The organism is Bradyrhizobium algeriense (genome assembly GCF_003062295.1).
Taxonomy (GTDB): Bacteria; Pseudomonadota; Alphaproteobacteria; order Rhizobiales; family Xanthobacteraceae; genus Bradyrhizobium; species Bradyrhizobium algeriense.
In genome coordinates, this window is record NZ_PYCN01000013.1 from 118,724 (window position 1) to 133,298 (window position 14,575).

General features: G+C 63.9%; 12 protein-coding genes. 5 read left to right on the forward strand and 7 right to left on the reverse strand.

The annotated features are described in order from the left end of the window. Positions 1 to 25: 25 nt before the first annotated feature. The 4 genes from C7G61_RS23840 to C7G61_RS23855 form a co-directional block, all read right to left on the reverse strand. A complete protein-coding gene (locus C7G61_RS23840; protein ID WP_108519047.1) occupies positions 26 to 628 on the reverse strand; it encodes a K(+)-transporting ATPase subunit C in 603 nt (200 codons plus the stop codon). 41 nt (positions 629 to 669) lie between these two features. Then, a complete protein-coding gene (kdpB, locus tag C7G61_RS23845) occupies positions 670 to 2,787 on the reverse strand; it encodes a potassium-transporting ATPase subunit KdpB (protein WP_108519049.1) in 2,118 nt (705 codons plus the stop codon). 24 nt (positions 2,788 to 2,811) lie between these two features. Beyond that, the gene (kdpA, locus tag C7G61_RS23850) at positions 2,812 to 4,515 is read right to left on the reverse strand and encodes a potassium-transporting ATPase subunit KdpA (RefSeq protein ID WP_108519051.1); all 1,704 of its coding nucleotides are present in this window, start codon (positions 4,513 to 4,515) and stop codon (positions 2,812 to 2,814) included. Positions 4,516 to 4,631: 116 nt separating this feature from the next. Next, positions 4,632 to 4,721, reverse strand: a complete 90-nt coding sequence (locus C7G61_RS23855) for a K(+)-transporting ATPase subunit F (RefSeq protein WP_016846764.1) — start codon at positions 4,719 to 4,721, stop codon at positions 4,632 to 4,634. 438 nt (positions 4,722 to 5,159) lie between these two features. On the opposite strand from C7G61_RS23855, the gene C7G61_RS23860 reads away from it, so the two are divergent. The 3 genes from C7G61_RS23860 (at position 5,160) to dapA (ending at position 6,988) form a co-directional block, all read left to right on the forward strand. After that, a complete protein-coding gene (locus C7G61_RS23860; RefSeq protein WP_108519053.1) occupies positions 5,160 to 5,624 on the forward strand; it encodes a hypothetical protein in 465 nt (154 codons plus the stop codon). Between the two features lie 95 nt (positions 5,625 to 5,719). Further along, a complete protein-coding gene (locus C7G61_RS23865) occupies positions 5,720 to 6,001 on the forward strand; it encodes a hypothetical protein (protein WP_108519055.1) in 282 nt (93 codons plus the stop codon). Between the two features lie 6 nt (positions 6,002 to 6,007). Beyond that, the gene (gene dapA / locus C7G61_RS23870) at positions 6,008 to 6,988 is read left to right on the forward strand and encodes a 4-hydroxy-tetrahydrodipicolinate synthase (RefSeq protein ID WP_108519057.1); all 981 of its coding nucleotides are present in this window, start codon (positions 6,008 to 6,010) and stop codon (positions 6,986 to 6,988) included. An 86-nt stretch (positions 6,989 to 7,074) separates the two neighbouring features. On the opposite strand, the gene C7G61_RS23875 is transcribed toward dapA, so the two are convergent. Further along, positions 7,075 to 7,341 carry a hypothetical protein gene (locus C7G61_RS23875; protein WP_108519059.1) on the reverse strand — a complete coding sequence of 89 codons (267 nt, stop codon included), beginning with the start codon at positions 7,339 to 7,341 and terminating at the stop codon, positions 7,075 to 7,077. A 257-nt stretch (positions 7,342 to 7,598) separates the two neighbouring features. On the opposite strand from C7G61_RS23875, the gene C7G61_RS23880 reads away from it, so the two are divergent. Together C7G61_RS23880 and C7G61_RS23885 are read left to right on the forward strand one after the other, a co-directional pair. Continuing rightward, a complete protein-coding gene (locus C7G61_RS23880; RefSeq protein ID WP_108519061.1) occupies positions 7,599 to 8,615 on the forward strand; it encodes a magnesium and cobalt transport protein CorA in 1,017 nt (338 codons plus the stop codon). 114 nt (positions 8,616 to 8,729) lie between these two features. After that, positions 8,730 to 9,881, forward strand: coding sequence for a LysM peptidoglycan-binding domain-containing protein (locus C7G61_RS23885; protein ID WP_244608439.1), 1,152 nt, complete (start codon positions 8,730 to 8,732; stop codon positions 9,879 to 9,881). 57 nt (positions 9,882 to 9,938) lie between these two features. On the opposite strand, the gene fdhF is transcribed toward C7G61_RS23885, so the two are convergent. Next, on the reverse strand, positions 9,939 to 12,704 hold the full coding sequence (gene fdhF, locus C7G61_RS23890; RefSeq protein WP_108519065.1) for a formate dehydrogenase subunit alpha: 2,766 nt from the start codon (positions 12,702 to 12,704) through the stop codon (positions 9,939 to 9,941). Next, complete coding sequence (locus tag C7G61_RS23895) at positions 12,701 to 14,419, reverse strand: NADH-ubiquinone oxidoreductase-F iron-sulfur binding region domain-containing protein (protein WP_108519067.1); 1,719 nt, start codon at positions 14,417 to 14,419, stop codon at positions 12,701 to 12,703. Before C7G61_RS23895 ends, fdhF begins: the two co-directional genes overlap by 4 nt. Between the last annotated feature and the right edge of the window lie 156 nt (positions 14,420 to 14,575).

A 14,575-nucleotide genomic window follows, 5' to 3' on the forward strand; every position in this document is an offset into this window, starting at 1 on the left:
CACGCCCGGGCCGGCCTAGTCGGTCTCATTTTGAGGCCTCGTCCAATGCCAGATTCAACGCCAGTACGTTAACGTGGGGCTCGCCGAGCAATCCAGCCATGCGGCCCTGCGTATGCTCCACGACCAGATCGCGGACGCGGGCTTCCGGCAGGTTACGGGCCTTTGCCACCCGGGGGACCTGGAACAGCGCGCCTTCCGGCGAGATATCAGGGTCGAGCCCGCTGCCGGACGTCGTGACGAGATCGACCGGCACGACGGCGGACGGATTTTCGGCCTTCAACTTCTCGACGTCTTCCTTGATCCGGTCGGCCAGCGCCTTGCTGGTCGGGCCGAGGTTGGAGCCTCCGGAATTGGCGGCGTTGTAGGGAGCGGAGACCGTCTTGGTGGAATCGGCCGGGTCCGGGGCCGTGGTGGCGGACGGGCGACCGTGGAAATATTTATCGGTCTTGAACTCCTGCCCGATCAGCGCAGAGCCGATGACCTTGCCGTCCTTCTCGATCAGGCTGCCTTGCGCCTGCTTCGGAAAGATCGCACCGGCGATGGCGGTCATGGCGAGGGGATAGGCGACGCCCGTGATGGCCGTGAGCAGGAGCAGGATGAGGATAGCGGGACGGATTTCTCTGAGCATTGTGGTTCTCCGTAGGTGTATCGCTTCGCTCGCAATGACGGTTAAGCCAGGTGCAAGGCAGCCACCACCAGGTCGATGACCTTGATGCCGATGAAGGGAACGATGATGCCGCCGAGACCGTAGATCAGCAGGTTACGGCGCAGCAGCGCCCCGGCGCCGACGGCGCGGTACGCCACGCCTTTCAGCGCCAGCGGGATCAGCGCGATGATAATAAGCGCATTGAAGATGATCGCCGACAGAATGGCGCTTTGCGGGCTGGCGAGATGCATGATGTTGAGCACTTCGAGCTGCGGGTAGAACGCCAGGAACATCGCCGGGATGATGGCGAAATACTTTGCGACGTCGTTGGCGATCGAAAACGTCGTCAGCGCGCCACGCGTCATCAAGAGTTGCTTGCCGATCTCGACCACCTCGATCAGCTTGGTGGGATTGGAATCGAGATCGACCATGTTGCCGGCTTCCCGCGCGGCTTGCGTGCCGGTGTTCATAGCGACGCCGACGTCGGCCTGCGCCAACGCGGGCGCGTCGTTGGTGCCGTCGCCGCACATCGCAACCAGCTTGCCCTTGGCCTGCTCGTCGCGGATCAGCTTCAGCTTGTCTTCCGGTGTTGCCTGGGCGAGAAAGTCGTCGACCCCGGCCTCGGCGGCGATGGCAGCTGCCGTCATCGGGTTGTCGCCCGTGATCATCACGGTGCGGATGCCCATCCGGCGCAGTTCGGCAAAGCGTTCGCGAATGCCGCCCTTGACGATGTCCTTCAGGTGCACGACGCCGAGCAATTTACCGTCGCGCGCGACCGCCAGCGGCGTGCCGCCGGCTTTGGCGATCTCATCGGAAATCGTCCGGATCTCGCGCGCTGCCTCCGAGATGGCGCCCGACTGCAAAGCGCGCGCCGCATTTCCAGCAGCGACCACGCGCACCGCGCCGCCGCCAACGACGTAATTCAGGATCGCATCCACGGCGCCCTTGCGGACGGAGGATGTCCCGGCATCGATGCCGCTCATGCGCGTTTGCGCGGTGAAGGGAATGAAGGTGGCGTTGAGCTCTTTCATGTCGCGGCCACGGATGCCGTATTTCTCCTTTGCCAGCACGACAATCGAGCGGCCTTCCGGCGTCTCGTCGGCAAGTGACGCGAGCTGTGCCGCGTCCGCCAGTTCCTGCTCGGTGACGCCGCGCACGGGGCGGAATTCCGTTGCCTGACGGTTGCCGAGCGTGATGGTGCCGGTCTTGTCCAGCAACAGCGTATCGACATCGCCCGCCGCCTCGACCGCGCGGCCGGACATCGCCAGCACGTTGAAACGCACCAGGCGGTCCATGCCGGCAATGCCGATCGCCGACAGCAGCGCGCCGATGGTGGTCGGGATCAGCGTGACGAACAGCGCCACCAGCACGACGACCGAAATCGAGCCGCCGGCATAGGCCGCATAGCTCGGGATCGTCACGGTGGCAAACACGAAGATGATGGTTAAGCCCGCAAGCAGGATATTGAGCGCGATCTCGTTCGGCGTCTTCTGCCGCTCGGCGCCCTCCACCAGCTTGATCATGCGGTCAATGAACGTCGAACCTTGCGCCGCCGTGATGCGGACGCGGATCCAGTCGGACAGCACCTGCGTGCCGCCGGTCACCGCCGAGCGGTCGCCGCCGGATTCGCGGATCACGGGCGCGGATTCGCCGGTGATGGCCGCCTCGTTCACGGAAGCCACGCCTTCGATCACCTCGCCGTCGGAAGGGATGTTGTCGCCCGCCTCGACCAGGACGATATCGCCTACCTTGAGGCTGGTGCCGGACACCAGCCGATAGGACTTGTCGGGGCCTTCCAGCAGCTTCGCCTTGCTCTCGGTGCGGGTCTTCTTCAGCGACTCGGCCTGCGCCTTGCCACGTCCTTCCGCAACCGCTTCGGCGAAGTTGGCGAACAGCACCGTGAACCACAGCCACAGGATGATCTGGAAGGTGAAGGCGAGACCCTCGCCGCCCGCCACCACATTGCGCAGGAAGATCACGGTGGTGAGGGCTGCGACGATCTCGACCACGAACATCACGGGATTCTTGATCATCAGCCGCGGATCGAGTTTTGCAAATGCCGCGCGGATCGCGGGCACGACGATCTTGGGATCGCGCATGGCCGACGCCGTCACTTTTTTCTGCAGTTTCATGGTTTCCATAGCCGTAGACTCCAAAGGCGCCGCTCAGAACAGGGTGTTGGCATTCATTGCGAGGTGCTCGACGATCGGCCCGAGCGCCAGCGCCGGGAAGAAGGTGAGACCGCCGATGATCAGGATCACGCCGACGACAAGCCCGACGAACAGGCCGCCGGTGGTCGGCAGCGTACCGGCCGACGGCGGGATCGACTTCTTGGCGGCAAGCGAGCCTGCCAGCGCCATCGCCGGCACGATCATGAAAAAGCGGCCGACGAACATCGAACTGGCGAGCGTCAGGTTGTAGAAGAAGGTGTTGCCTGTCAGGCCGCCGAAGGCCGAGCCGTTATTGCCGGTCGCGGACGTGAAGGCATACAGCACCTCGGTGAACCCATGCGGCCCGGCATTGGCCATCGACGCCACCGCCGACGGCAGCACCACGGCGACTGCGGTCCAGCCGAGATACATCAGCGGCAGGACCAGAATGGCAAGCATCGCCATCTTGACTTCGCGCGCTTCGATCTTCTTGCCGACATATTCGGGCGTGCGGCCGACCATCAGGCCGGCGACGAAGATCGCCAGCACGACGAACAGCAGCATGCCGTAAAGCCCGGCACCGACGCCGCCGACGATGATCTCGCCGAGCTGCATGTTGATCAGCGGGATCATCCCGCCGAGCGCGGTGAAGCTGTCATGCATGGCGTTGACTGCGCCGCACGAGGCCGCCGTGGTGATGACCGCAAAGAGCGAGGAGGCAACGATGCCGAAGCGGACTTCCTTGCCCTCCATGTTGCCGCCGGAGAGGCCAAGCGCGGTGAGCGTCGAGGTGCCGTTGGCTTCGGCCCAATAGGTGACGGCAACGCCCGCAAGAAACAGCACGCCCATCACGGCGAGGATCGCCCAGCCCTGGCGCTGGTTGCCGACCATGCGGCCGAACACGTTGGTCAGCGCCGCGCCGAGCGAGAAGATCGAGATCATCTGCACGAAGTTCGACAGCGCGGTAGGGTTTTCGAAGGGGTGCGCGGCGTTGGCGTTGAAGAAGCCGCCGCCATTGGTGCCGAGCATCTTGATCGCGACCTGCGAGGCGACGGGCCCGACCGCGATAGTCTGCTTGGCGCCCTCCAGCGTCGTGGCTTGGACATAAGCGCCGAGCGTCTGCGGCATGCCCTGCCAGACCAGGAACAGCGCGTAGACGATGCAGATCGGCAGCAGGACATAGAGGGTGCAGCGCGTCACATCGACCCAGAAATTGCCGATGGTGCGCATCGAGGAGCGGGAGAAGCCGCGGATCAGCGCCACTGCCAGCGCAATGCCGGTCGCCGCCGACAGGAAATTCTGGTGCGTCAGGCCGAGCATCTGCACCAGATACGACAGCGTGCTCTCGCCCCCGTAGTTCTGCCAGTTGGTGTTGGTGATGAAGGAGATCGCCGTGTTGAAGGACAGGTCCGGGGCGACGGCAGATTGATCCGCCGGATTGAACGGCAACAGCGGCTGCAGCCGCATCAGCCCATAAATGATGACGAAGCCGCCGACATGAAACAGCAGCATGGCGACCGTATAAGTCAGCCAATGCTGTTCGCGATTTTCGTCGACGCCGCCGATCCAGTACAGCCCGCGCTCGACCGGGCGCAGCGCCGGGGACAGAAAGGTGGACTCGCCGTTGAAGACGCGGGTCATGTACCAGCCGAGCGGCTTGACCAGCGCGACGACAATTGCGCAGTACAAAAGAATTTGAATCCAGCCGATGACGGTCATTGTCGGGAATCCTTCAGAATTTTCTTGTAGGCAGCGGCAGGTGAATGAGCGCGATCAGCAGCGCCGAGGTGATGACAAACGCCAGCACGACTTCGACCAGCGTAATCATGGCGCACTCAGAAACGCTCGGGCCGCAGCAGCGCGTAAGTCAGATAAAACAGCAGGCCGAGCGAGACGAGTCCGGCGAGTGAATAATCGAAGATCATGGCTCTGCTCCGTTACAGCCGTTCGCAGGCATAGGCGTAGCCAATGCCGGCCACGAAGAAGCCGAAAGCGAGCGCCAGCATGACAATGTCCAGCATGGGATGTTCCTGTGCGTCGTGAACCGCGGGCCGAAGGTGCGGCTATCCGCGTTTACCGGACTGAGGTGCCACCAAGCGCATAGGTTTTCGAGACGGGGCAGACAGGAACGTTATAGGAATCTCATAAAGAGCCGATTTTGCGCCGCCTCGAAGTTTATCCGCACTTCCAGCTTGGCCCGAGATCGAATCGCGGTCTTCCGCGCATCGGCATCGCTTCCAGAAACGCACGCTTATGAAATCTCTATTTTTCTACCCCTTGCCTCACCTCGCTTTCGAATGGCGATCTGGCCATCTTGGCCGTGCGGCCAATGTTCCCAGCCGCGATCGATACGAGGTGACGCCATGTCACTGCTTTTAGAAAACCCCTCCGCCGACCTGGGCGACAGGCTCCGGGAAGCCTGTGCGGTCACGGCCGAGTTCATGTCCGATATCGTTCGTCAGACCTGCCGGCGCTTCCCCTCACTCGGGCAGAGCGCCAAAGCCGACCGCATCGAGCGGTTGATCCAGTCGGGCGCCTGGACCGACGCGGCGCTGGCGCTGATCGAATTGGAACTACCGCAATGGCAGGTCCGCCGCCTCGCCTATGACGACGGCGAATGGTACTGCGCGCTGTCGCGGCAGCGCGAACTGCCGGACTGGCTGGATCAATCGATCGAGGCTCGCCACGCCGATCTGGCGCTGGCGATCCTGAGCGCGTTCGTCGAAGCTCGGCGCATCGGTGCGCCTGCGGCCCGGCCCAGCGTGCCGAGCGCGCCGCGGCGCGCCGACACCTTCTATGAGCCGGTATACAGCGACAATTTCGCCTGACACAGAGCTACCGATCGCTGGCGCAACTCGCTCGAATTCATATCCATCCGCAGGAATATTGCGGGCACCAACCCGCCTTGTGAGGGAATACCAACGTGAAACTTCTCGAACCTCCATCGTACAGCGCTGCGTCAACCATCGTGTTCATTGGCAGAAACCGGCGCGGCCAGTGGGTCGCCCAGGAGCAGAATGGGCTTTACGGCGGCCTGTTCGTCAATCGCGCCCAGGCGCTGAAATACGCGCTGTTCGAGAACGGGCATCACCCGGAGACCGTCATCGAATTGTCGCGCGAGATCGAACTCAATATGCATGACGGCCGCAGCCCCGCCGATCGATCCGCCGCCGGCGGCCGCACCGCGTTCGGCCGCACTTCCTGAACCGCGATGCCCGCCTTGGCAACCCCGGCAAGCTGGCTTACCGGCTATATAGCCGACCTTCCGACCCCGTTCGACGGAGATGGCGAACTCGATCTCGACGCTTTCGCTGCGCTGTGCGCACGCCCGATCGATGCCGGTGCCGCCGCCATCATTGTCGGCGAGACCGCCGGTGAGGCATCGACGCTGAGTGCGGCGGAAAAGTTTCGGCTCGTTCGCTGCGCCGTCGAGACCGTGCAAGGCCGTGCCCGCATCATTGCGGGCGCCGGATCCAATTCGACCGACCGCGCGACCGAGTTGACGCGGCAGGCCGAACGCGCCGGCGCCGACGCAGTACTGTCGGTCGTGCCCTATTACAACAAGCCGACGCAGGAAGGGATGATCGCGCACTTCCGCGCAATCGCCGCCTCGACCACTCTCCCGGTGATCCTTCACGACATTCCTGCACGGACTGTCCGCGGGTTGTCCGACACGACGCTGGAGCGGTTGGCCGGGTCCGCGCAATTCGTCGGGTTACTGGATGGCGCCGGCAATGTCGCACGCCCGTTGCGCCTGCAGCAGCGGTTACCGCCGCACTTCCGCCTGCTAACCGGCGATGACGCCACGGCGCCGGCCTATTTGATGGCTGGCGGCCATGGCTGCATGTCCGCCGTAGCAAATGTAATTCCAGGGCTGTGCCGGGCGATCCATGCGAGCCTCAGTGAGGGACGGCTGCAGTCGGCACGACTATTGTCCAGCCGGCTGTCGCCGATCGCTGAACTACTGGCTGCCGATCATCCGGCCGCGCTGAAATATGCGCTCGCGCGGCTTGGCCTGATGACGCCCGATACGCGTCTGCCGCTTGTGCCATTGAGCGAAGCGGCCAAGCCCTTGGTCGAGGCCGCCATTGCCCGCCTTTGCGACGAAAACCTGGTCAACCCTCGCCATGCTTGGCCCGCCACGCCGGTCCCGGACCGCGCATGTAGTGGGCTTCCGGACGATAGGCCCTGACCGGCTCGTTGCCGAGCAAAGTCAGCAGACGTGTTAGCGCGCGCAACAGCAACACCATGAACGGCATTGACGAAGGTTGTCGCATGTCAGAAATCCCATTTCTCGCCGAGATGCAGCGGCGGCTGCGGAAACCGGTCGCCATGCGCTTCCGGGTCGGGCTGGCGCGGGCGCGCCCACTTCGCACGCGTTGCGGCGTGCAGCCGCAGTTCGTTGCGCAGCCGCCGGATCTTTGCGGCGGCGATCGCGCGATGGATTGTCTTCAGTGCGGTCCGCAGGCGGCGTACCGCGCGGCGGATGGAAAAGCCGCCGGCCGAACCGTACCGCCGGTCATGGTGCGTGTAGAAATGCGTCATGTTCGTCTTCCCAATGTCGGCGCGAAGCGCGCACCGGACAAGCGAACATGCAAAGGCAGACGTAGGATTTCGAGAGGTCCGGGGAGCCTTTCGCATAGGCACGGCATATAGATCGGCAGGTCGCACCGGCATGGTCGAAGCAGCTTGCGGGAACATCGTCGCCCCGTTCGCGTTGACGGCGGATTCCATGGTGCTAGCCTCATTCGAAAACGTCGCCGCGAAGCAAGGTTCGGCAACAATCATCGAGGGTGGAAGCCATGAACGTCGCATCGTCAGGCATTGTGAAAACCGATCCCGCCAGTTCCGGCGGCGTGGTCGCGGCCGGCGTCTACGTCGAAGGCCGGCGCATCGCCAACATCGCCATCGATGACGCCTCGAGCTGGCGCAGCAAGCCCGACCACGTGGTCTGGATCGGCCTGCACGAGCCGGATATGTCGGTGCTGCGCCGCGTACAGCGGCAGTTCGAGTTGCATGACCTTGCGATCGAGGATGCCGACCACGCGCATCAGCGGCCGAAGATCGAGCAATATGGCGACGCGCTGTTCATCGTGGCGCGCACCGCGCAGCTCGACGGCGCCAGCATCGCATTCGGCGAGACGCATCTGTTCGTCGGCGAAGGATATATCGTGTCGGTCCGGCACGGCGCCTCGACGTCCTACAAGCCGGTGCGCGAACGATGCGAAAGCTGCCCTCGGGCGCTGGCCCGGGGTGAGGACTACATTCTCTACGCCATTCTCGACTTCATCGTCGACAACTACTCCCCCGTGCTCGAAACCATTCAGGAGGAAGTCGAGGCGATGGAGGCGCAAGTGCTCGCCAGCGCCATGACGCAGGCGCAGATCGAGCGCCTCTATTTGCTCCGGCGCGACCTGCTGCGGTTGCGCAATGCGGTTGGGCCCCTGGTGGAAGTCTGCCGCCGGCTCGAGCACGACAATCTGCCGATGGTGCGATCCACGATGCAGCCGTTGTTTCGCGACGTCACGGACCACGTCCGGACGGTGCAGGAGCAGATCGATTCGCTTCGCGAGGTGCTGGCGTTTGCCTTCGAGGCAAGCCTTCTGGTCGGCCAGGCACAGGAGACCGCGGTGTCCAAGAAACTGGCGTCATGGCTCGCCATCATCGCGGTCCCGACGGCGATCGCCGGCATCTACGGCATGAACTTCAAGCATATGCCGGAGCTGGAGTGGCAGTATGGCTATTTTGGCGTAATCAGCACGATCCTGCTCGTATGCACAGGCTTGTTCTGGCGGTTCCGGCGCGTCGGCTGGCTGTAAGCCTGCGAGCTGACCAACCAAAGGCCGCATTTTCTTGTTGCAAACCGGTACCCACCCTGCTCGAGACGATATAGACTATCGGCGAGCCAACGATCCGGCAGACGGGTGAATATCATGACTGCCATATCGGCGAGCCGAACGATCGTCCCAATCCTGGCGTTTGTCGCCTGTGGCGTGGCGCTCGCCTTCGCCATTCAGCACGTTCGCGTACCCCCGGCTGACAGCCTGGCGGCAACGACAGCGCCGATGATCTCAAAGCCTGCATCGGATGCGCGAGAGCAAAGTCCCGCCCCGCTCGCAACGGCGAAAGCGGAAGCCAACGCCATCGTGGACGCGCTGGCCGGATCACCCCCACCGCCAGAGAACAGCGACGGCGTGCCGACGTTTGACATTGCCCGGATCGAGCCGACAGGCGAGGCCGTGGTCGCGGGTCGCGCAACGCCCGGCGCAACGGTGGAGCTGCTGCGTAACGGCGAGGTGCACGATCGCGCGGTCGCGGATCAATCCGGACAATTCGTCATCGTCCCGCCCCGGCTTCCGTCAGGCACCTATGACCTGACGCTGCGCTCCAGGCAGCCGGACGGCAAGCAGACCACGTCCAAACAGAATGTGACGGTGGCGCTTGAGCCCAAAGCGACCGACCGGCCGGTCGTGGCGCTGATCACGCCGAACAAACCCACGATCATGTTGTCGCAACCAGCGGCGCCAAAACCGGCGGCCGGCGCAGTGGTCGTGGAAACGGTCGAGATGGAGCCGGGCGGCAAGTTCCATGTCAGCGGCCAGGCGCGTCCCGGCGCAGCGCTGAGGCTTTACCTCAACGATAGTTTTATTACGTCGGTAACGGCCGGCACGGATGGACGTTTTGCAGTCACCATCAATGAGGGGGTCGCCGCGGGCAGCTACCGCGTCAGGGTGGACGAGGCGTCGAGCTCCGGCACGGTGCGTGCACGCGCCGAGGTGCCGTTCAGCGTTCCCGACACAACCGCGTCCGTGACGGCGCAGGCCAAGCGCGCGGACACCGCCGCTCCGCGGCTGGCCGCCGCAGGGTCCACCGTTTTGCCTGATAGCGGCTCGCCGCCCTCCACCGTGGTGGTGCCGAAGATTGCAACCACCACTGTCTCACGCGGAGATAGCCTCTGGCGTCTCAGCCAGGTCTCGTACGGCGCGGGCACGCGCTATGCCGTCATTTACAAGGCGAACCGGGAACAGATCCGCAATCCCAACCTGATTTATCCCGGGCAGGTGTTTGTCGTTCCGGCGAAGTGAAGCGACGCCATCTTCACGATGACGCGGTCTTAATCGCTGTTGTCGATTGCCTCTCGCCTACTCCGCCGCCGACTGCAATTCCACCTTTTCGGCGCGCACGGCGCAGAACTTGAATTCAGGGATCTTGCCGAACGGGTCGAGCGCCGGGTTGGTCAACAGGTTGGCCGCCGCTTCCGCGTAGCAGAACGGCATGAACACCATGTTCTCCGGCACGTCGCGGTCGGAGCGCACCTTGACCTCGACGGCTCCGCGGCGGGTCTCCAGCTTAATGAAATCGCCGGGCCAGACGCTTAACCGCCGCATGTCCTTTGGCGACATGAACGCCACCGCCTCCGGCTCGATCTGGTCGAGCACGCTGGCGCGGCGGGTCATCGAACCGGTATGCCAGTGTTCGAGCACACGGCCGGTCGACAGCACCATTGGATATTCGGAATCGGGCACCTCGTCGGGTGCGACCACCTTCGCCGGAACGATCTTGCCGCGGCCGCTTTCGGTCGGGAACCCCGTGGTGAAGATGATCTCGTTGCCGGGCTTGTTGGGATCGTCGACCGGATAGGTCACCGCACCCTCGCGCACCAGCCGGTCCCAGGTGATGTTCTTCAGCGACGGCATCACTTCAGTCATCTCGGTGAAGACATCAGCCGGACCGTCATAGTTCCACGGCAGGCCCATGCGCTTGCCGATCTCCTGGATGATCCAGAGATCCTGCCGCGCATCGCCCGGCGGCCGGATCACCTCGCGCGCGAGCTGCACGCGGCGATCGGTGTTGGTGAAGGTGCCGGACTTCTCGGCAAATGCGGATGCCGGCAGGATCACGTCGGCATGGAACGCGGTTTCGGTGACGAAGAGATCCTGCACCACCAGATGGTCGAGCATCGCCAGCGCTCCGCGCGCGTGCTGCAGATCGGGATCCGACATCGCGGGGTTTTCGCCCTCGATATACATGCCGGTGATTTCGCCGGCATGGATCGCATTCATGATCTCGACCACCGTCAAGCCGCGCACGGGATCGAGGTCCTGATGCCAGAGCTTCTCAAAGGGCTCGCGCAGATCGGTGCGGCCGACCGGCTGGTAGTCCGGCAGGAACATCGGGATCAGGCCGGCGTCGGACGCGCCCTGCACGTTGTTCTGGCCGCGCAGCGGATGCAGCCCGGTGCCGGGACGGCCGACCTGACCTGTGGTCAGCGCTAGCGCGATCAGGCAGCGCGCATTATCAGTGCCGTGGATATGCTGGCTGATGCCCATACCCCAGAAGATGATCGAGGACTGCGAGCGGGCATAGACCCGCGCCACTTCCTTCAGCGTCTCGGCCGGAACGCCGCAGATCGCTTCCATCTTCTCCGGCGGGAATTCCTTGATGCGCTCGGCGAGTTCGTCGAAGCCTTCGGTGTAGCCCGCGATGTACTGCTGGTCGGTCAACCCTTCGGTGATGATGGTGTGGAGCATCGCGTTCAGCATCGCGACGTCGCTGCCGGGCTTGAACGCCAGATGCCGCCAGGCGTGGCGCGAAAGCGACTGCCGGCGCGGATCCATCACGATCAGCTTGGCGCCGCGCTTGGCTGCATTCTTGATGTAGGTCGCGGCCACCGGATGGTTCACGGTCGGATTGGCGCCGATCACGATGATCACTTCGGCGTCCATCGCAGCCGCAAACGGCGCCGACACCGCGCCCGAGTTCAAGCCCTCCATCAGCGCCGCCACCGATGAAGCGTGGCACAGCCGCGTGCAGTGGTCGACGTTGTTGGAGCCGAAGCCGGTGCGCACTAGTTTTTGGAACAGGTAGGCTTCCTCGTTCGAGCCTTTGGCCGAGCCGAAGCCGGCGAGCGCCTTGACGCCTTTCTCATCGCGGATTTTCACGAGCCCGTTGGCCGCGATATCAAGCGCCTCCTCCCACGAGGCTTCGCGGAAATGCGTGAACGGATTGGCCGGATCGACCTGGTCGTTGGCATCCTTCTTCGCATTCGGCAGCCGCACCAGCGGTTTTGTCAGGCGATGCGGGTGGTGGATGTAGTCGAAGCCGAAGCGGCCCTTGACGCAGAGGCGGTTGTGGTTGGCCGGGCCGTCGCGGCCCTCGGCATAGATGACCTTGTCGTCCTTTACCTGATAGGTAACCTGGCAGCCGACGCCGCAGAACGGGCACAGCGAATCCACCTTCTTGTCCGCGTAGGTGACGCGGGTCTGGTTCTCGTCCAGCATCACCGAGGGCATCAGGGCGCCGGTCGGGCACGCCTGCACGCACTCGCCGCAGGCAACGCAGGTCGATTCACCCATCGGATCGTCGAAGTCGAACACGATCTTGGCTTCGTGACTGCGATAGGCCATGCCGATGACGTCGTTGACCTGAACCTCGCGGCAGGCACGCACGCAGAGGCCGCACTGGATGCAGGCGTCGAGGTTGACGCTCATCGCGGGATGGCTGCTATCGCCCTGCCAGCGCTCGGCGGCCGGAAAACGGCTCTCGGTGACCTCGACCTTTTCGGCCCAGTGCCAGAATTTCGAATCGGGATCGTGCGAGGTTTCGCGCGCCGGCTGGTCGGCGACCAGCAATTCCATCACCATCTTCTGCGCCGCGACCGCACGCGCGCTTTCGGATTTCACCTTCATGCCAACGCTCGGCGTGCGTTTGCAGGACGCGGCCAGCACGCGCTCGCCCTCGATCTCCACCATGCAGGCACGGCAATTGCCGTCGGGCCGGTAGTCCGGCTCCGGCGAATAGCAGAGATGCGGGATTTCCTTCTGGTGGCGTTTTGCCACTTGCCAGATGGTCTCGCCGGCGTTGGCCTCGACCTGTTGGCCGTCGAGTTCGAACTTGATCCTGGTCATTCCGCGGCCTCTTTCGGCACGAATTCTTCCGGAAAATATTTAATCACTGACGTCAGCGGATTCGAGGCGGCCTGGCCGAGCCCGCAGATCGAGGCATCGCGCATCACCTGGCTCAACTGGTCGAGCAATTCGCGGTTCCAGACCGGGCGCTCCATCAAGATCGCCGCCTTCTGGGTGCCGACCCGGCACGGCGTGCACTGGCCACAGCTCTCGTCCTCGAAGAATTTCATCAGGTTCAGCGCCGCGCCCTTCACGCTGTCCTGCTCGGACAGGATGACGACGGCGGCGGAGCCGATGAAGCAGCCGTATTTTTCCAGCGTGCCGAAATCGAGCGGGATGTTGTCCATCGAGGCCGGCAGGATGCCGCCCGAGGCGCCGCCCGGAAGGTAGGCGTGGAAGGTGTGGTCGTCAGCCATGCCGCCGCAGAACTCGTCGATCAGTTCGCGCACAGTGACGCCGGCGGGCGCGAGCTTCATGCCGGGATTTTTGACGCGACCCGACACCGAATAGCTGCGCAGGCCGTGACGGTCGTTGCGGCCGTGGCTCTTCCACCAGTCGGCGCCCTTCTCGACGATGTCGCGCACCCACCACAGCGTCTCGATATTGTTGATCAGCGTCGGCAGGCCGAACAGCCCGACCTGGAACGGATAAGGCGGCTTGTGCCGCGGCAGACCGCGCTTGCCCTCGATGGACTCCAGCAGCGAGGATTCCTCGCCGCAGATATAGGCCCCTGCCCCGCGGCGCATATGCAGGACGGGACCGCTCGGCGGCAGCTTTGCGATTTCGCGTTCGAGGATTTCGCGCGAGACCGGGTATTCGTCGCGCAGGTAGATGTAGACGTCGGTGGCCTCGACCACATGGGCGCCGATCAGCATGCCCTCGATGAAGCGATGCGGATCGGTCTCGAGATAGAAGCGATCCTTGAAGGTGCCGGGCTCGCCCTCGTCGCCATTGATCGCCATCAGCCGCGGGCCGGGCTCGCCGAGCACCGCGCGCCACTTTCGCCCGGTCGGGAAGCCCGCGCCGCCGAGCCCGCGCAGCGAGGCGTCGTCGAGCGATTTCAGCAAATCTTCTTTCGTCATCGCACCGGAGCGCAGGCTACTCAGCAGCTTGTAGCCGCCGCCGGCGACATAGGCGTCGTAGTCGACATATTTGGGCAGATGCGCGTGGGTCTCGCCCGCCTTGGCGGCGGCGAGCACGTTCGTGACCGTGGCATGATCGACGAAGTGATGGCCGACCTCGGCGGCAGGCGCGGTATCGCAGCGGCCGACGCAAGGCGCGCGCACCACGCGAACTCCGGGGCCGGCACTGTCCTGCAACTCATGCAGCAACTTTTCCGCGCCCATCATGGCGCAGGTGAGCGAATCGCAGACGCGGATGGTCAGCGGCGCGATGTCAGGCTCGCCTTCCTTCACCACGTCGAAATGGGCGTAGAAGGTCGCGGTCTCGAACACTTCCGCAAACGACAGTTTCATCTCGTCGGCCAGCGCCGCGAGATGCGCCGCCGAGATCTGGTGATATTTGTCCTGGATCAGGTGCAGGTGCTCGATCAGGAGATCACGCCGCCGCGGCCGGTCGCCGAGCAGCAGCTCGATCTCGTGGGCGGCGGTGGGATCGACCTGGCGGCCCTTGGGGGTCGCCTTGGCCCGCTTCCGTCCCGCGCCCGGATGTTCGAACGAGCGGACTTTCTGTAAGTCCTGTACGTCGTGATCCATTGAAAAATCTCATCCCTGCTTATCGTCTAACGCAAGCTTAGTTCGTGGCATGCCAGATGCCAAGCGAATTGTGGCGTCTTGATAAGCGTTTAAGTTTGCTGCCGGTGGCGTTCGAGCCCTCAGCGTTCCTCGCCGGTGCCACCTTGGCTGCTGGAA